Here is an 18785-nt window from a genome sequence, read left to right on the forward strand (position 1 = left end):
AATGTTAGTAAAACTTTCAACCATAACAACGCTGTACCGAAGATTCACCAAAAATCAGGTACTAACAGAAGGACATCTTAACGAGATTGTAGATTATTTTGATGATCAGGATCGTATTTCCAGAATTGGTCTTAGTGGTGTCGGCATCATTTGCGGATTTAAGGTTTCATACAGCCCCGTTTCAAAAGACATTACCATAACACAAGGCAGCGGTATCACGACCGACGGTGATCTTATACAGTTGTACAAGTCTACTCCAAACGGCGGAAAAATTATTGATTTTGAAAGTAAACAGTACACTCATTATAAAGTATACGACAACAAAAAAGCTGCTTACAAACCTTATTTTTACGATGGTACAAAACAGCTTGATATCTTCGAACTTTTAACTGCCGAACAGCAACTTACCGAAAGTGCCAATACTTATCCAATATATTATCTTAAAAAAAATACAGGATTAGAGGTAACCGATGCTGTCGTTCTTTTGTATATCGAATCTTATGAAAAAGATTCCGATCTCTGTGTCAGCCTCTCTTGCGACAATCAAGGACTGGAAATTATCGGTAATCACAAAGCCTTATTGGTAAGTAAAACCGTTGCGGCGCAGATAAACAGTCATGATAAGATCATAAGCAAAATCAAATTCTCTAACCTGTATTACAAACTCCCGGAACTGATTTCTAACCGCATTGTATTACAGCCCGAAGATTTTAGCAGTTATTATGAAATCAAGAGAAAATTCACCAATGGTCTGTTCCGAAACAATGTAGTGGCCAGACTGCGAGACGGTTTTGAAATACTATTAACCGCATTAGAAATGCCTGTCATACTGGATTCTATTAAAAAGAATCTGGCTTCCCTGTACAGTTTTGATGAAAAAAATGCCCCTCCTGATTTTCAGTATCGATACGATCTGCTCAACGATTTAATTGATACTTACAATGAGATCAGACTTTTATTATCAAATATGGACTATGATTTTTGCTTTCCGGACATCAAATCATTCCCCAAACACTTAATGCTGGGAGAAGTGCAAAAAAGCGGTCCTTGTTTTGAATACCGACATTCTTTTTACAAATCACCGTTGCTCACGGGACAGAACCTTAGCACCTGTAATGATTGTCTGCCATTTGACACGCTTAACGAACCCGGGAAGAAAGACACCATTAACGAATTTATTGTCGATTTAGAAGGTAAAGAAATTACAATCTGTTATGGAAAAAATACAGATTTACAGAAATTGTACAGTCTGATAAAACGCTGCGTACAATTATTAGCAAATTACAATGTAAACTATACTTATATAAAAATCACTCCTAGTTTTGAATTGGGTTCGCTTGGTAAAAAAGCAATTCCATTTTACAATAACGTGGGCGATCATCTTATTGAACTTTGGGATTACGAAAAAACCACTATCGGACAACAGCGCAATAACAGAAGTTATCATGATAACTTATTGAATACAAAATGGCCTAACGAAATGGTCTCAGATCACAACTTTTACAGAATCGAAGGGCATCAGGGTACAGACTATAAAAAAGCACTAAAAACGATTCAGGCCATCAGACGCCAGTACGGTTTAGGATTCAATGTTGTTGTACTTGGAGTAAAAGCCTATGACGCAAAAAAAATAGTTGAAAATTATACCTCCTACTATCTGAACAAAAATCACGGATACGAACACAAATCCGGTGTGGCACCCGGAGGCACATTTGTCATGATTTATATTGAAGGAGAGTACAGTCAATATCCTTATTATTACGGCTATGGTTATCCGTACGAATATCCACGCGGAAATTCTCTCGCAGGCGATTTTGAAAAAGAGGGCGATAAAAAAGAACCCGGAGAATCTATCGTGCTAAATCCGGTAATAGCCGACTTTACCTTACCGTATTTATGCTGCGATGATAATTTCATCACGCTGTCCTTACCTATGAACCATATCTGCTTTGATGAAACAACGCCTTACTTCCCCTTTCACGTAACCCCAACCGGAGGTTTTGTAAAAGCTGATGTAGAAGAAGATTTGAATGGCGGAGTGACCAAAAATCAATATGGCGAATTTGTTTTCGATCCAAAATTAGTCAGTGAAGAACTCATCGGAAAACCGATAACTTTTACGGTGAATAATTTTGAAACCAACTGTCAAATAACCATTTTTAGAAAACCAAAATTTGATTTCACTTTTGTCTTCCCAAAATCACTCCATAAAACCGGAGTTGTAGTCGATTTTAGTATTAGCGGTGAGAATCAGAAAGACATGAAATATATTTGGGATTTTGGTGATGGCAGTGAGCCTGTTGCCACTACTGAAGCAAAAATTCAACATGTTTATTCTTATGAAGTACCTGCTAAAGAAAGCTATAGTTTTCAGGTAAAAGTTACTGGTGAAAACGGAAACTGTAATGCTCAGGCACAGCATCCGGTAACTTTTGAAGTGCCTGTAGTCGTAGGTATCGACACCAGAAACATCTGCAGAAACGACCTTAAACCGCATGTTTTAACTATTGAACCGAATAGTAAAAAAACCGTCTTATCAGGCCCGGGAGTTTCCCAGAATGATGCAGGTCAATACATTTTTATCGGCAATAATGTTCCTAAAGATGTAGATCACGTAGTTATATTAATAAATGGTAAACCTTCGAACCTTACCATTACGATGCAAAATCCGCCTGTAGCTTTATTTAGTTTTACCATCAGAAACAATCAGCTTGTATTGGCAAACAACTCTACAGATGCCATAAAATATATATGGAATATTGACGGAGAGATGGTAGAAACAGACTCTATTGAACCTATCACGCGACCGCTTTCTCTATATAAAAACGACGTGATCAAAGTATCGCTTTCTGCACTCAACAAAAGATGCGGCGAATCAATAGACGGTCCGAAAGATATCCGAATTCGTGAAAAACCGACTGAAAATCCCTGTCTGACCAATGCAGTAGAATTTGTCAAAAAAACGAACCTGACTTTTGAAAAAATCAACCAACAGCCTGAATTACAAAAATTCAGTAAAGAAACTCTTTCGCTGATTACTGAAATTCAGAAACAATTTGCAAGTGTTGAAAAAGAAACCAGTGCTTATATCAATGGAGATTTTAATACTGCATTACCCGAGATGTATAATGAGCTTGTATACCACAATTTATTACTGGGTTCAAAAAATGCAAGAATGGAAGAGGAAAAAACAGTACTGAGTTTCCTTACCGAAAGTCATATCTCGCTTTTCTATACCATCATAAAATGTCAGCCCGCAGAACTCATAAACAAATTCGAAAAACCATTTACAACTATTACAGGACGTATCGATAGCTTGTTACAAGGTTTTGTAAAAAATCAGTATAAGACCGATCCTAAGGGAACCTTAAAAAATTTCTTATCCGATCAGAAGGTTTCGTTTAAGGATATCAAATTTATATTGGAGGCAATCGAATCACAATTAAAGAATTTAAACTAGGTGCAAAGTACAGACAGCCATATTATCTCTAAACTGTTTCTTGAGGTCAATACCCATTCTAAAGAAAAGGCGTATTACCTGAAAGATCACCTCGATACGTTTCTAAAAGAAGAACTCTTTCCTCTTTTAGAAACCTATTTTGATACGCTGGATAAAAAAACACCACTGTACAGCATTCAGATAGAAAAATTAGATCTTAATCTTTCTGTAGCTCCCGACCTTAATTTCAACACTGTAAAACTCGAAATAGTAAATCAATGTCAAAAACAAATTGAAGAGCAAATTGAAAAGGGTTTTCCGGATACAAAACAATACAAATTGATTGACCGCAAGGAAAAAAACAGAGATGAATTCTTCATTTTTCTGGAAACCGGAGCCAATCCCTGGTGGGCAATTTCCAATGGCAATGGCAATGAGAATGGCAATAACAATGACAATAGCAATGAGGATGTCAATAACAATAGTAATGAGAATGTCAATGACAATGGCATCTTCAATAGTACTTATAGTGACATGCTTGGCACAAACGAAGACCATCTATTTAAAAAAATTGCAGTTGATAAAGCTTTTAATTTAAGGCTACGAAAAACATTAGAAACCCCACAGATAAGAGCCCGTTTCATAAAACAATTATCAGACGAACAGATCTATAACCTACTCCAAAGAACACTTCTTTTAGAAGCAACTGCTTCGGACTCGGTTTTGGTTTCGGAAATGGTTAAGCAAATCAAACACAATATAAATACTATTGCTTCGGAATCAAAACACGGTTTACAGCAGCGAAATCTGATTTGGGATATCGTTTTGTTGCAATTGTTGCAGCATGATGATACTATTATAAAAGAAAAAGTACTGCAGCTGCTTACTTCTTTTGCTCCGGTTCGTCAATACGATTCAAAATTTGTTTTGGAACACACTCGCAACTATATATCAGACAAACCCGTTTTAAAAATATTGGCCAGCCTTGACCCTGAAATTCTGAATATAATCGCCCTTCTTAATCAAAAAGCTTCCGAAATCCTTCCGAAAAAAAACAAAGAAACATTCCTAAAATCAGATTTTTCAGAAAGTGAACAATCTCCCCTATCCGAAAATAGACCAGATCCTGACAATCCAAAAAATCCAAAAACTGAAACTGAAACTGAAACCGAAATAAATTCCGTTTTTGGTCCCAACAAAAAAAACGAAATCGAGGAAAGTTCTAATTCTGCTGTAGTCCCTCAGGAATCCAATACTGAAAAAACAACAGAAATAAATGGCGTTTCCGATCGTAAGGAGAAAGCTCAGAAGAAAACCCAAGAGAAAGCTAAAGAGGAAGTCAAAGAGACAGAAAACTGGCCCTCTTCTTTATTTCCGGAAGACCAAACAATCCCTGAAATTCCTTCGGTGCACTATGTGAATAATGCCGGATTGATATTGGTTCATCCTTTTTTGAAAGCTCTTTTTGAGCATTGCGGTTTACTAAATACAAACCACACGATAAACGATTCCGAAACGGCAGCACACCTTTTACACTATATCGCCACAGGACGGAAGCAGGATTATGAGTCTGAGATGCTGTTCGAAAAAGTATTGTGCAACATACCTATAAACCAAACCATCAACCGAAACATTGTACTCTCGGAAGAATTAAAAAATGAGGGACATAAAATGCTACAGGCGGTTTTATTCAATTGGCCGATTATGAAAAATTCTTCTATCGCCTTATTGCAGAACGAATTTTTACAAAGACCCGGCAAAATAATACTTACTGAAGATAATCCTAAAGTCATTATCGAAAGAAAAACACAGGATATCCTCCTGGAAAAAATGAACTGGAATCTGGGGATTGTAAAACTGGCCTGGAAAGACAAAATAATTTTTGTGGACTGGTAATATTAAAAAAACATGGAAACCGAAAAAGAAACATTTCTAAAAGAGGATGAAAAAAATATTTTCTACGAACAGAAACAAGCGCTGAAAAATATTTTTGAAAAACTCGACATGTCAAAAATCGCCTTTGTAGGCGGAATTGCAGATTATATTAATCTTCGCAGTTATTATGATATGCCTATAAATGATATTGATATTATTTATCAAGATGAAGAGGATTTATTGCCCATTAAAGAAAATGACGGTATCACACGCTATTTCACCAGGTTCTATGATCTGGAAGTGGAAGTCCTGGTTTCAGAGTTTAAGATCGATAATAAAGAGGTGCATGCAGACTTTTTCAAAAGAGTTTTTTCCAAAATAAGACTGGTTCAGTCTCCTCTTCTGGGTACGATGGTGTGGCATGCTACTTTCAACGAAATGAAAGCTTTTCACAACAACCAAATACCGTTGATAACCTCAGAGGCAATGGGTCAAAAATACGAATGGAAAAGACTCTACAAACACAGCAAAAAAGCTTCGTTATACAATAACGTCTGCTATCTGGAAGAAAAACAGAAGTTTCAAACCTTAAATGATACTTTATGGAAGAACCAAGAATAATATACAGCCTGGATGCTTTTCCTCTGATAAACAACCGCTGGCAAATGGGTAATAAACTCAAAGAGACCATTTACATGACGGCTTTGAGCATTTTATACAGTCATCTTTGGTACAAAGACATCGAACTTTATGCTGACGAAACGGCGTATAAATTCCTGTATATGCTGCCCTGCAGAATTACAAAAGTGAATCATGGGCAAAACAAAGAACTCTGGATGAAATCTAAGATTCATGCTATCGAAAGGCAAACCAAACCCTTTGTTCATCTCGATACCGATGTATTTATAAAAAAGAAAATCAATTTTAATTTTGATACTATTATTCTCGAACGAAGAGAATGCGGCTACGAAGTACATTATAAAAAACAGATTGATTTTTTCAACCCATATACTAAAAATCTGCCTTACTGGCATTCTGACCTGGGGCATTCCTATAGCTGTGGTGTACTGGGGTTTAATGATCTTACGCTTCGTAATAAATTTGTAAGTGCCTACTATGATCTGGAAGAAATTTACATCGCACATCGCGAAGAATTTGAACCCTTAAAACAACAAGGATTTGAACCCTGTATTGTTATAGAACAGTACAATCTGGCCTCTTTATTAGATCACAATACTATTAGCCCGACCTTACTCTTAAAAGGAAAAAACATAATAGAGCAGAGTAAATATGCCAATGAAATGAGCTACAGCCATCTCTTCGGTCTTAAAAAATACAAAAAAGACATTATAGAAGAAATTGAATATCGCCTGTTTAAAATTTTTCCGTACTGGTATGCACAAATCAAGATCGAATTAGAAAAACATCAGATCATTCAGAAAGAAGAAAACAGCTCTCCAACGATGTTAGCATCGTAGTACATCCTATTCAGGAAAATTAATTCTATTGAAGTTAATGCAATTAGTACTTGTTTCAATTAGTAAAACAATGAAGTTATGAGAACGCTAGAAAATAAAAAACCAATTACGCACTCCTCCTCTCCTTTTTTTAGTCCTAAAATTCAAAAAAAGCTAAAAACAGGAACAGCGGGCGATCAGTTTGAGGTGGAAGCAGACCGAGTAGCCGATAAAGTAGTAAACCATAATTCATCCGGAAGCGGTCTTTTGCAATCGAAAGAAAACGTACAACAAAAGCCTATTTCGGAAACCATATCTTCTGTACAGAAAAAATCAGATAAAAAAGAAGAAGAAAAACCTGTTCAAAAAAAATCCGATAAGAAAGAAGAGGAAAATCCCGTTCAGAAGAAATCGGATAAGAAGGAAGAAGAAAAACCGGTACAGAAAAAGTCGGACAAGAAGGAAGAAGAGAAGCCGGTTCAAAAAAAATCTGATAAAAAAGAAGAGGAAAAACCTGTTCAGAAGAAATCAGATAAGAAAGAAGAAGAAAAACCGATACAGGCCAAGTGTGACAATTGCGAAAAAGAAGAAACAGTTCAGTCAAAAGATAAAAAAGAAGAAGATAAAGCCGTTCAGAAAAAAGAACAAAACCCTGATGCTGAAATTAACGATAACGAGCTGGAAGGAAAACTAGACCACTCAAAAGGAGGAGGTGCCGGCTTAGACAAAAAAACTAAAGGAGAAATGGAATCGGGCTTTGGAGCTGATTTCAGCGATGTAAAAATTCACACTGATACTAATGCTGTCCAAATGAGCCAGGAATTGGGAGCACAAGCTTTCACCAATGGCAACGATGTCTATTTTAACAAAGGAAAATACAATCCGGATTCCCGGGAGGGAAAACATTTGCTGGCACATGAATTAACCCATACCATTCAGCAAACCGGAGCTGTACAAAAATCAGTAGATCCTTCTTCAACCGCAGCTGAAGATTTAGAATCTCCTCGTTTTAAAGGAGATTACAAATTAGAGCAAACGCACGATGATTTAGATTATCTCGCTACCGGAAGTAAGGGAGAGCCCGTACAAAAAGTACAATCGGGTTTAATGGATTTAGGTTATCAGCTTCCGAAATTTGGTGCTGATGGTGATTTTGGCAGTGAAACACGAGCTGCGGTATTCAAATTTCAATCCGATAATGGTCTGAGCTACGATGGTATTGTTGGCGTACAAACGATTGGTCGCTTAGATGATATTTATGTTGGAAAAGGCCCAGGCCCAGGCAAAGACAAAAAGAAAAAACCACCAAAGAAAAAAGACAAAAAGACCTGCGATATAACGAATACATTTCATTTCTCCTCAGATCCCGTTCACATTGAAACATTAGAAACAGATGGTGCTTGTAAATCGTTTTCTATCTCATTAACAACGACAAGAAATAAAGGTGAGAACCCGTGTTCAGGTTACATAGTCGAAATTACTGATTCCGCAGGGACAAGTTTAATGGGACCAACCTCGTTCAAAATTGGCGGTACAGTTCCGATTAATTTCACCGCCCCAACGGCAGGCAAGTTCAGGATGATCATTGGAACTCCGGCTTCCTGTGGAGAGAATGCTTTTAAAGGTGTGGGATCAAAACACAGACATTAATAAAATCAAGTACTGTTAACGACACATGGGAGCTTTTAACCAAAAATCAAAATCCAATCCTTCGGGACCATCCGCCTTTAATTCAAGGCAGGGTGAGGATTTTTTTGGCGTACAGACCAAACTCAGTATCGGAAAATCGAATGACAAATATGAAGTTGAAGCCGACAAAGCAGCCGACCAAATCGTTACGCAAAAACAAAATGCCAAATCGGATTCCTTTTTCACCCCCTCACCTGTGGTTCAAAGAAAATCTTCGGCAGAACGAAGTACGCCTGTTACGCAATTAAAAACGGAACAGGAAGAAACACTTCAAAACAAAACTGAAACTGTTGCCACTGAAACTCCTAAAGCAGTCGAAAAAAATCCGATTTCAAAACCACTGACTCAGCAGAAAAAAACAGAAGAGGAAGTTCAGACTAAAGAGGAGGAACAGGAAATTCAAAAAAGTGCCGACACCGAAACAAGTCCAACAAATACGGCATCGCTGGAAAGCAAACTTCAAAGTAGTAAAGGCGGCGGTTCTCCCATGGCCAATACCACTCAAAACCAAATGGAATCCGGTTTTGGAGCCAATTTCAGCAAAGTACGAATCCACAATGATTCTAATGCTGTTCAGATGAACAAGGAACTGGGTTCTCAGGCTTTTGCCAATGGTAATGATGTTTATTTTAATGAAGGGAAATACAATCCGGATTCTCAGGACGGAAAACACCTGTTAGCACATGAACTTACACACACGATACAGCAAGGCAATAAACCAAACATTCAAAAACAGAATCCACCAAGCAATTTAGACAGTCTAAACGAAATGCTGGACAGCTGGAATGTTCCTGAAGATGAAGTCATTTTAATGTGTTCTCAACTTAACAATACTGAAAAAGCAACTGTTTTAGGCAATAGCAGTTACAAAACCCGAATGGCTGCAGCACTAAATGTTGCCGAAATGATCAGAGCAGTTAATAATCTGGGAGCTCCTCTGAATACAAAACTGGAATGGGTAAATGCCGCCGCTACCTTTGGAACATTTTTCATGGCGTACAGCGAAATCAAAGAAATGGTAACCGCCGCCGATCAACCGCAAAGAGATGTTTTAAAAACCGATACATGGAAAAACTTTTTTGTTGGCGTTTGTACTAATGCCAATATGATTGAAGCTCTCGACGATTTACAATTTGATTTAATAACAAAATTAGTATGGCTTAAAGCGGAAATCTTTTCAGCAAGTTGGTCAATCAACTATTCAGACATAAAACACTGGATTACAAGCACCAGCACCAATCAAACCGAAAGAGATGCCCTAAAAGTACGTACCGATGTGGGCATGAATTTCTTTGTAGACGTTTGCGACAACATCACTATGATTGAAGCCCTAAACGATCTGCAGTTTGATTTAGCTACTAAATTGACCTGGCTGAACGCCGAAATGTTCATAACCCGATTCGAACTCGATTATGCTACTATAAAACCATGGATCATAAATTCCAGTACAGACCAAACTCAAAAAGACGCTTTAAAAACGACTCTCTGGAGAGATTTTTTTAGCGCGGTTTGTGATAATACGACCATGGTCGAAGCTGTGACCGATCTCAATTTTGACATTGTAACACAATTAGAATGGATTAATTATGAAGGTTCAGATTTCATTCCAAAACTTACCTGGCTTCTTAATCACAGTACCGATTATGATGCCATTAGAAATGAAATCTTAAATGCCTCTGCCAGCGAAAGACAAGCTGCATTGGCAGATACAAGCATCAGAAGCTTAATCAATTCAAAACTGACAGCTCCTGTTTCTGTTGCTGTTTTCTCCCATCTGCTGCTGAACTCAATGTACTGGAGAAATCCTCAAAACAATGATTTCTTTGCTTATTTTGTGACCAATGGAGGTTCTGGAACACTTCCGGCTGCTGCCACTATGAATTGCTGGGAAAGTATCATGTACGCAGCTTATCTGTCTAACAAAATTAACGCTTCATGGATTCAGAATTTTTATAATACTGCTTTTGGTGCCTCTGATCCGAATGTACTAATATGGAGTCAATTAGGTTGGAACAGCGGTCTGCCTACCTATCCGGGTATGACCCCAACGGTCGGACAGTTAATTTTTTATACCGAATCCGGCAGACCTTACCCGGGGCACGTTGCGATGGCAATCGACGGAACCCATGCTATCAGCCTCTGGTCGCAGCCTAATAATGACTTTTTTATACAGCGTGTCAATATTACCGTGTTTTCGGGAGTAATTCAAATTTCTAATCCCCCTTGGTAAATTATGCAATCCGATATGAAAAAGGCTTTATCTTTATTATTTTTTTTAGTTTTTACCAATTGTCAAAACGTTTCTAAAATGAATCCCAAAAACAAACACGACCTCACTTTTAAAATTGTCTATAAACAATCGACAGATTCCGTACCCGCTTTATCAAAGTATTCTACAATTGGTAAAAACGGGCACGAATATTCTCGTATAGACATCCCAAACCCTGAACTTGCATTTCCCAGAAAATTTATGGAATTGTATGGCACTTCAGAGGCGTTAATTGGTCGATATGTTTCTGAAAATGGCACACGGGATAATCATTTTTTCTCTATCCTCAATGATTCCTTTGACTACCATTCCGATTCGGATGTTATTGATCTGGCTGTTACTTCAAATGGGGATTTTCTGAAGTTAACCTCTGACTTCCTGTATATCGTAAAAAAAGATAATGTCAAAATTCAGCATCCTTTAAAAGGAATGAAAATTATCCTTTCAGAAAACAAAGACATTTGGGTAATTGGGATCAATAATGCATGGTTGATTGAAGATGATTATACAAAAATCAAAGCCCTTGAATGGTTCGGCGGTATCCATACTGTTTCTTATCAAAATGCGCTCCATTGTATCGATAATTCCAAAAGTGAAATTGTTTCTTTAGACACAAAAGGTACTGTTACAAATGAAAAAACAAAAGAAAACTTTGGTCCCTTTGAAAAACTGGCCGGCTTTTGGGGCAGCAAATACATCACGCTGGAAGGTTCCACTTTCAGATGGTATGAGAAATCTGTTTTGAAAAGAAAAATAGCACTTCAGTCTGCCGGTGTTTTAAATAATGGAGAGGTATTTATTTCTTACACCGAAAACAAAAAAACTTACCTAAAAACCAATACCATATCCAAAGAATGGGATATTCCCGAAGATTCTAAAAGTTACATTCTGCCCATTGTTTTCGAAAAAGGAGATTCCTACTTCGGTTATCATTTGAACAGCTTTGGTGAATTCAGTAAAAAAGATCAAAAGGCACAAGAAACAAACAATATCGATGAAAAGATATATGAAAAAAACATATTGCCTTATCGGTGGAAAATTGGACAAAGCCGTTATTTCAATATTCCGAACTACAATAAGCTACTGGTATCCCTGGTTGGACCTAAAGAAATTATTCTGATGGAGATCAATAGTTCTTTTTAAATTTTAAAACGGTAAAATATGACTTAATTATGGGTGCTCTTGCTAAAAAAACAGCTCATTCCTCCAATCAAACTACCTCAACGAATGAGCGAGGCAGCAGCCCTTTTTTTGGTTTACAGGCAAAACTCAGCATTGGTAAATCAAATGATAAGTATGAAGCGGAAGCCGACAGCGCAGCCGACAAAATAGTTGCTAAGGCTCCTAAAAATAATCCTGAACCGTTTTTCAGCCCATCACCCATAATCCAAAATAAATTAGATGAGGTACAAAAAAAGGAGGAAGCCGCCCCCCAAAAATCAATAGCAGAAAACATCTCTCCCGTTGTTCAGTTAAAATCAGAAAAAGAAGAAAAGGAAACCATTGTTCCTGAAAAGGCAACTGTAGAAGAAACTCCACAAAATAAAATAGAAGTTCCTCAAAACGAAACGGTCAAAACCACTGAAACCATTTCTGTTCCAAAACCCATTGTTCAACAAAAGAAAACAGAAGAAGAAGTTCAAACTAAAGAGGAAGAAGAAATTCAGTCCAAAGAAGACGAAAAAGAGCTTCAAATGAGTGCCGGTGCCGATGCAAATCCTTCTGATGATTCTGATTTGGAAAGCAATTTAAACAATAGCAGAGGTGGTGGTTCTCCACTTTCTAAAAACACTAAAACGGAAATGGAATCCGGTTTTGGAGCTGACTTTAGCAATGTAAGAATCCATAATGATTCAAATGCCGTTCAGATGAACAAAGAACTGGGTTCACAGGCCTTTGCCAACGGAAATGACATTTATTTTAACCAAGGTAAATACAATACAAATTCAACAGCCGGAAAGCATCTTTTAGCACACGAATTAACACATACCGTACAACAAGGCACTAGTTCAGTTCAGCCTAAAATGATCCAGAAAACACCAACTGCTCCAACTACTGCTTCCCCTGTATCAGGTACCAATCAAAGTATTTCTTTACAAACGCCAACGTTTACACCACCAGAAACAATTGCTTCTCAAATTGAGGCAGCGGGAGACAGAGGTGCTGAGGTTAATGTAACTTTTGGACAATGGGCGTCAGGTGCAATCAAAATGAAAAAAAATACAGACGGTACCTACAATACAAAAGACAATAGACAAAGTATAAATCTTAATATTAACTATTTAAGCCCGCTTACAAGTATAAATATTACCCCGGTTTTGGCCATTCAAATAGAAAACAATGCGATAGCTGGTTATATTACGGTAAAAACAGGCGATCGGTTAGTTGGAAATCCAGCCGGTCTTATTAATGCCATTAAAGACAATAGCGAAACTTTTGGCTGGATTGGAATTGATGTTACAAGCGTCCCTAACGTGCAAAACACCATTGAAGGTGGAAATCTAACGTTAACGGCTAATGGAATTCCTGTTCAATTGGGAGGATTTGTAAATGCAACTCTTGATTTTGGAATTCAAGGCGAAGTAATCACATTTAGAGCCAGTGGAAGTATCGAAGTCCCAAATCTAAGTCCAACTCAAATTACAATTGAACGTAATGCCGAAGGAAATATAACCGGCGAAATTGATTTGGCTGTCAATATGGCTAATTTTAACGGTAGCATCCATGCTGCTTTTTTAAATGGAACTTTTGACATCAGAGGTACTGTAGGTTATCAAACCGAAAAAATAAGTGGTCAGGTAACCTTATTGGTGACAGATGCTGCAACAGCCAGAAATGCCGCTTTAAGCCAGCTGGATCCTTCTCAAATTGACGAAAGTGCCAGAGAAGCAAATGGGATTCCTGAAGCAAACAGTGGACCAACACCCGGACCAAGAGCGATGGCAGGTTGGGGCGAAGTCGATTTTAGCTTTACCGAATGGATGACAGGCAGAGCCATGGTTATTATCGACAATGAAGGCCACGTTACTATTCATGGAGAAATTACACCACCCGCAGAAGTAGAATTATTTGCTCAACGAGATTATATAAGAGAAATCTTTACTGTCGAAGTTCGTACCATGTATGGAGTTCCGTTAGTCGGAAATGTTTTCTTATTTGCTAACATTGGATTAGAAGCTCTTGCTAAAATTGGTCCTGCTAAAATTTATAATATAAGAGCAGTAGGAACTTATTCTACCGATCCTGCAGTATTTAATGATTTTAGTCTTTCCGCCTCTTTTAATATGTCAATGTTCGCAGGACTGCGACTCCGAGCAGAGGGAGGATTGGGTGTTGAATTACTGGGTCATGATATAAAAGTAGGTGTTGGAGTTAATGCATTAGCAGGAATTAGAGGATACGTTGATGCCACACCGACTATAGGTTACAGAGAAACTGCATCTCCTGAAGCTGGAAGACAAGGAGAGTTTTACATACACGGACATGCCGAAATGGCCGCACAGCCCTTCTTAGCATTAGGTGGTGATTTGTTTGTCGAATTAGACAGTCCGTGGTGGTCTCCTGCACCAGATGATAAATGGACTTGGCCTTTAGGAGAGTTAGAATATCCTTTACCCGGAGAGTTTGGTATTGGTGCTGATGTAGATTACGTTTTAGGTTCTGACGAATTACCTGAAGTTGAATTTGCTCCTGTTGATTTCAACTCAGATAAATTTATGACCGATTTAATGAATGATCACGTCCCTCCAACGCAGTCTACAGATGCAGAGCATCCGGCAGAATTTCAGGAAGGAACAACGGGAGGAGAAGGAAGTGAGACTCCTCAGGTTACAGACTCAACAGGAAATCCTAATGCAGGAACAACAGGAGCACCACCTGGTGCAGATACTCCGCCAAATCCACCAACACCCGAAGTTCTGGCACATTGGGGAACCGGATTGGAAGCTTTACGTGCTTTAGCAACAGAATCAGAACAAAGCCCATTGAATGAACAACAAATTCATGCCCGATTAGATATTATAAAAAACCGTAATCATTTTACCCGCCTCAATGCCGTTCGAAGCGGTCAAAACTGGAATATCAACGCCGAAATGCCTAATATTAGCAACCACAGCACACCAATAGTAGTCAAAGCTGCACCAATTGCTGAAGGTGGAGATTCTGATCGAAATTCCGAAATTCCAACAATTATTGGATTGGAACATGCTGTTAATGTTGATGGAGGTCACAACCTTAAAATTGAAGGTACTGTTGAACGTGTTGAAATTAATGTCTACAGTGACAAGCAGACTTTAAATCAGCTTTTAAACAATAAACGTCAGGAAATACACGACAACAGGGATTCTGACCCGCAATATACGGCCAAATCGAGAGCAATTGAAAATCTATTCAGCGAGAAAAACGTGTTAGGAACCAATATTGGCAGCTATAGACGGGCCGTTGCTAATGCTTATGAAACAGGGGGCGGAAACCAACCTATTCGGGCTGCTTATGAAAACATACGAACAAATCTAACCAATATTGCAACAGATTTGGGAATCGTTGGAGTACTGGAACATCACATCGAATTGCCAATCTCTCACGTTGAATTTGAAACAGACACCAAAGGCCGATCATATATGCTCAGAGCCGCACCTTTGACAAAGATTCCCGGCAATACAAGAGGATCCACGCCAACCAATGATCCGATGGGATGGTCGAACATTCCGCTTAACCAAAGAAGCGCCGGACAATGGGTAAGAGCACATCTTTTAAATCACAGATTACATGGCCCCGGAACAGTTCAAAATTTATTTCCGGGCACCAGGGATATGAATTTAAGAGATATGGAAAGTCAGGTTGAAGATCCTGCAAAAGAAGCTGTATGGGATAACAACCAAATATTATATTACAATGTTGATGTCTCCTATGGAAATACAGGAGTTTTTGAAGACATTCCGGATATTGTGGTAATGAGTTTTGGACCGTATAATGTCGAAACCAGAGAAAAAGGTGCCGCTATAAAATCCAAACGTTTTACCCAATCGCCCCCCTCAGCCGTTGCCCAAACAACCATAAACCGTTCGTCCAGCAATGCATTGAATCAAAAGGCAATTAGCGAAGGTGGTGCCGATGGAATAGGTCTGTCAGGATTCTTTGATCGACTTGTACGGGTTCGCCCACCAGCACCGGGGTATCAAAACATTATTCAAATCCACGATGCTGTATCAATAGAATATACTGATCAGACAGTCTTTAAAAATGCATTCGCGAAATTCAATAACTTAGTAACTTTAACAATTTTACAGCTATGATTAATTTTAAAGAATTATTCTTATGGACCTTAATTGTGGAAATTGGTAATGCCTACACTCATGGAGTTCTTATAAAAACGCCAGTGACAGCGGCTTTACCCCCTAAAAAATTAGACACTTCACTAGAAATCGATGATTTAATTATTGAATTCTACAATCAAACCTCCCGATTGGAATTGGCATGGGAGTTAACTGATACACCTGAAAATATTGAACCTTTTCAGAAAAATGAATTTATAATAGAAAATTACCTCAAAAAGGATTACTCCTGGTCTTTTGTAAAAGAACTGATAAGCGGTTATATCAATATAACAGCTTCTGATTTGATCTTTGACAAGGAGTATAATGACCAGCAAACATTTGCATACACCCTAAAAAAACTTAAAACAACTGATACCTTTTTTGCTTTTGATATTCAAAGTTCGGTTACCGCCTGTTTTAAGAAAACCAACAATCAGGTTTCTGATACGATCTGGCTGATACATACAGATGCTGATAAGGTATATGATATGAAAATCGGACTCGAGGAGTATTTAAATTTAGCCTATCAGGCCAAATGCTTCAAAAATTGGCAATTAGTCTATTTATTTAGAGAAAAAGCTTCTGAATATGAACTTATGAAACAGTTCATTCCTTTTATTTTTAACCATATTGAAACAGATTTATCTGCTTTTGACATACCACACATATGAAAAACATTAAAGAATTACTCCGATACCAGTTAGAAATTCAAATGGATAAACTTTTTGGTTCTGAAACCAAAAGCAACGAACCTGAATATGAATCGGACAAACACTCGTTTGTCGAGGCTTTTATTATTGAAAATAAATTACCTCATGTCGAAATTTTGTTATTGGGTTTGGCACTAATTCCCCATATCCATCCGGAATTTTTAACGTCTTTGATTTCTAATTATCTTCCCAACGGTGGAGAATTACCCGAATTTGGAGGTGTAAAATCAAAGAATCACCGCGGCATTTTACCGACAGGTGAAACGGCTCAGTTTTTAGTAGCCGGAAATGATCTTGATAACCGAATTTCTTTCTATAATTACTTGCACAATCAGTCTTACCTCTATCAGAAAGGAATCATCAAAATAGAGTCTGTACCATACGGCGAACCCAAACTGAGTGGTTTACTAATTTTGGAGGATGAATACATCGAAAAATTCCTAACCGGAAAAATCCTGAAACCTCAACTGAGCAGTATTTTCCCTGCGCAATTAATCGAAACCGAATTGGACTGGGAAGATCTCGTACTTAATGCTACCACTATAAATCACATCAAAGAAATCGAAACCTGGCTTAAATTTAACGACATTTTACTCCATGAATGGGACATGAAAGCCAAAATAAAACCAGGCTTCAGAGTTATGTTTTATGGTGCTCCCGGAACCGGAAAGACACTAACCGCCTCACTTCTTGGGAAATATACGCAAAGAGATGTTTATCGAATCGATTTGTCTATGGTAATTTCGAAATACATCGGTGAAACCGAAAAAAATCTTTCTTCCCTTTTTGACAAAGCAGCTGATAAAGACTGGATTCTATTTTTTGACGAAGCCGATGCCGTTTTCGGAAAAAGAACCAATGTAAGAGATGCCCATGATAAATATGCCAATCAGGAAGTTTCATATTTACTACAGCGTATCGAAAATCATCCCGGACTGGTTATTCTGGCCTCTAATTTCAAAGCCAATATCGACACGGCTTTTACCCGTAGATTTCAATCTATCATTGAGTTTGAAGTCCCTTCTTATGCCGAACGTCTACAGCTCTGGGAGAACAACCTGCCCAAAGGAATTAAAATCGCTGAGGATGTAAATCTTAATGAGCTTTCTAAAAAATACGACATTACCGGAGCCAATATTGTGAACATCATTCAATACGCCTGTCTAAAAACACTGGAAAGCGAAAACGAAAGTATCAACCTTCATCATCTTCTTCAGGGAATCAAAAAAGAATATGCGAAGGAAGGTAAAATGATGTAAACGAATTCTATTTCTTTATAGGGTAAACGTTAGGCAGATATTTTTCGTTGCGGAAATCCGAAACGAGTATTCTCTTCCGAACGTAAACGAAGTTAATAAATTAGAAATTCACTTTACGTAAAGCGAGTAATGGAAAATAACTCTGGTGTTAGCAGCTGGCATTTTTTTTAACGTCTGATTTTACAATGAAATCATAAGCGTGTTCTGTAAAATAAATGGGGACATTTCCCCAATCCAATTCTCTTTTTTTCGCTGTTTCGTGTGCTTTTGTCATTAACTCCATGAATCTTGAAATTATAATTTGTTCACACCAATCCCTTGCTTCTTGCATTTCGTCAGTCCATTCGTCATTTTCTTCCTTTACTTCGATTGTTTCAAATGATTTTTGAAAATTTTCAAAACCTGTCAGAACAAATTCTTCGGTTGTCATTACATCTCTTTTACAGTCCGAAAGCCAGTTCATATTATCAAGATCAAGTCCGCCATCTTCTTTATATGCAATTCCATCTATGTACCAAACATTTGTGTTTATGTCAAATTCGTTCATTTCAAAGTACATAGCTTTAATTTCAAATTTCTTTGAAATTTCATTAAAAAAACGGCTAATCCAATTTACTAAATTGTCAATAGGATTTGTAAATGTTTTGTCAATGATCTCGTGAAATTCTGTTTTAGCAATTTTGTTAAGTTCATTTTCAGCTGTATTGATGGCTTTTTCAAAGTCAAGATTTTGTAGGTCGCAATTTATTTGTTCTGCAAAATAAAAGTTCAT

Annotated in this window: 11 protein-coding genes; 10 read left to right on the plus strand and 1 reads right to left on the minus strand. The window is 37.7% G+C overall.

What is annotated here, in order from left to right; translation table 11 throughout:
* The first annotated feature begins 1 nt into the window (after position 1).
* The 10 genes from FLA105534_RS09470 to FLA105534_RS09515 all read left to right on the plus strand — a co-directional run bounded on the left by FLA105534_RS09470 (position 2) and on the right by FLA105534_RS09515 (position 18013).
* Complete coding sequence (locus FLA105534_RS09470; protein ID WP_173965877.1) at positions 2 to 3460, plus strand: PKD domain-containing protein; 3459 nt, start codon at positions 2 to 4, stop codon at positions 3458 to 3460.
* Positions 3461 to 5335, plus strand: coding sequence for a contractile injection system tape measure protein (locus FLA105534_RS09475; RefSeq protein ID WP_173965878.1), 1875 nt, complete (start codon positions 3461 to 3463; stop codon positions 5333 to 5335).
* A gap of 12 nt (positions 5336 to 5347) precedes the next feature.
* Positions 5348 to 5935, plus strand: coding sequence for a hypothetical protein (locus tag FLA105534_RS09480; RefSeq protein ID WP_173965879.1), 588 nt, complete (start codon positions 5348 to 5350; stop codon positions 5933 to 5935).
* Complete coding sequence (locus FLA105534_RS09485; protein ID WP_173965880.1) at positions 5917 to 6792, plus strand: DUF6734 family protein; 876 nt, start codon at positions 5917 to 5919, stop codon at positions 6790 to 6792. Before FLA105534_RS09480 ends, FLA105534_RS09485 begins: the two co-directional genes overlap by 19 nt.
* Before the next feature lie 78 nt (positions 6793 to 6870).
* Positions 6871 to 8421 (plus strand): eCIS core domain-containing protein, encoded by a 1551-nt coding sequence (locus FLA105534_RS09490; protein WP_173965881.1) that lies wholly within the window; start codon positions 6871 to 6873, stop codon positions 8419 to 8421.
* 25 nt (positions 8422 to 8446) lie between these two features.
* Complete coding sequence (locus FLA105534_RS09495; RefSeq protein WP_173965882.1) at positions 8447 to 10690, plus strand: eCIS core domain-containing protein; 2244 nt, start codon at positions 8447 to 8449, stop codon at positions 10688 to 10690.
* 78 nt (positions 10691 to 10768) lie between these two features.
* Positions 10769 to 11872, plus strand: a complete 1104-nt coding sequence (locus tag FLA105534_RS09500) for a hypothetical protein (protein ID WP_173965883.1) — start codon at positions 10769 to 10771, stop codon at positions 11870 to 11872.
* Between the two features lie 29 nt (positions 11873 to 11901).
* Positions 11902 to 16023, plus strand: a complete 4122-nt coding sequence (locus FLA105534_RS09505) for an eCIS core domain-containing protein (RefSeq protein WP_173965884.1) — start codon at positions 11902 to 11904, stop codon at positions 16021 to 16023.
* Positions 16020 to 16715 (plus strand): hypothetical protein, encoded by a 696-nt coding sequence (locus FLA105534_RS09510; RefSeq protein WP_173965885.1) that lies wholly within the window; start codon positions 16020 to 16022, stop codon positions 16713 to 16715. Before FLA105534_RS09505 ends, FLA105534_RS09510 begins: the two co-directional genes overlap by 4 nt.
* Positions 16712 to 18013, plus strand: a complete 1302-nt coding sequence (locus FLA105534_RS09515; RefSeq protein WP_173965886.1) for an ATP-binding protein — start codon at positions 16712 to 16714, stop codon at positions 18011 to 18013. The genes FLA105534_RS09510 and FLA105534_RS09515 overlap by 4 nt, the downstream gene beginning before the upstream one ends.
* A 148-nt stretch (positions 18014 to 18161) precedes the next feature.
* On the opposite strand, the gene FLA105534_RS09520 is transcribed toward FLA105534_RS09515, so the two are convergent.
* Complete coding sequence (locus FLA105534_RS09520) at positions 18162 to 18785, minus strand: hypothetical protein (RefSeq protein WP_173965887.1); 624 nt, start codon at positions 18783 to 18785, stop codon at positions 18162 to 18164.

It is taken from the genome of Flavobacterium collinsii, from assembly GCF_902804485.1.
GTDB lineage: Bacteria > Bacteroidota > Bacteroidia > Flavobacteriales > Flavobacteriaceae > Flavobacterium > Flavobacterium collinsii.

Bases quoted from the DNA above. Each gene is read 5' to 3' on its own strand.
- FLA105534_RS09485 (WP_173965880.1), top strand. From the start codon at position 5,917: ATGGAAGAACCAAGAATAATATACAGCCTGGATGCTTTTCCTCTGATA.
- FLA105534_RS09495 (WP_173965882.1), top strand. From the start codon at position 8,447: ATGGGAGCTTTTAACCAAAAATCAAAATCCAATCCTTCGGGACCATCC.
- FLA105534_RS09520 (WP_173965887.1), bottom strand. From the start codon at position 18,785: ATGAACTTTTATTTTGCAGAACAAATAAATTGCGACCTACAAAATCTT.
- FLA105534_RS09510 (WP_173965885.1), top strand. From the start codon at position 16,020: ATGATTAATTTTAAAGAATTATTCTTATGGACCTTAATTGTGGAAATT.
- FLA105534_RS09515 (WP_173965886.1), top strand. From the start codon at position 16,712: ATGAAAAACATTAAAGAATTACTCCGATACCAGTTAGAAATTCAAATG.
- FLA105534_RS09500 (WP_173965883.1), top strand. From the start codon at position 10,769: ATGAATCCCAAAAACAAACACGACCTCACTTTTAAAATTGTCTATAAA.
- FLA105534_RS09490 (WP_173965881.1), top strand. From the start codon at position 6,871: ATGAGAACGCTAGAAAATAAAAAACCAATTACGCACTCCTCCTCTCCT.
- FLA105534_RS09470 (WP_173965877.1), top strand. From the start codon at position 2: ATGTTAGTAAAACTTTCAACCATAACAACGCTGTACCGAAGATTCACC.
- FLA105534_RS09480 (WP_173965879.1), top strand. From the start codon at position 5,348: ATGGAAACCGAAAAAGAAACATTTCTAAAAGAGGATGAAAAAAATATT.
- FLA105534_RS09505 (WP_173965884.1), top strand. From the start codon at position 11,902: ATGGGTGCTCTTGCTAAAAAAACAGCTCATTCCTCCAATCAAACTACC.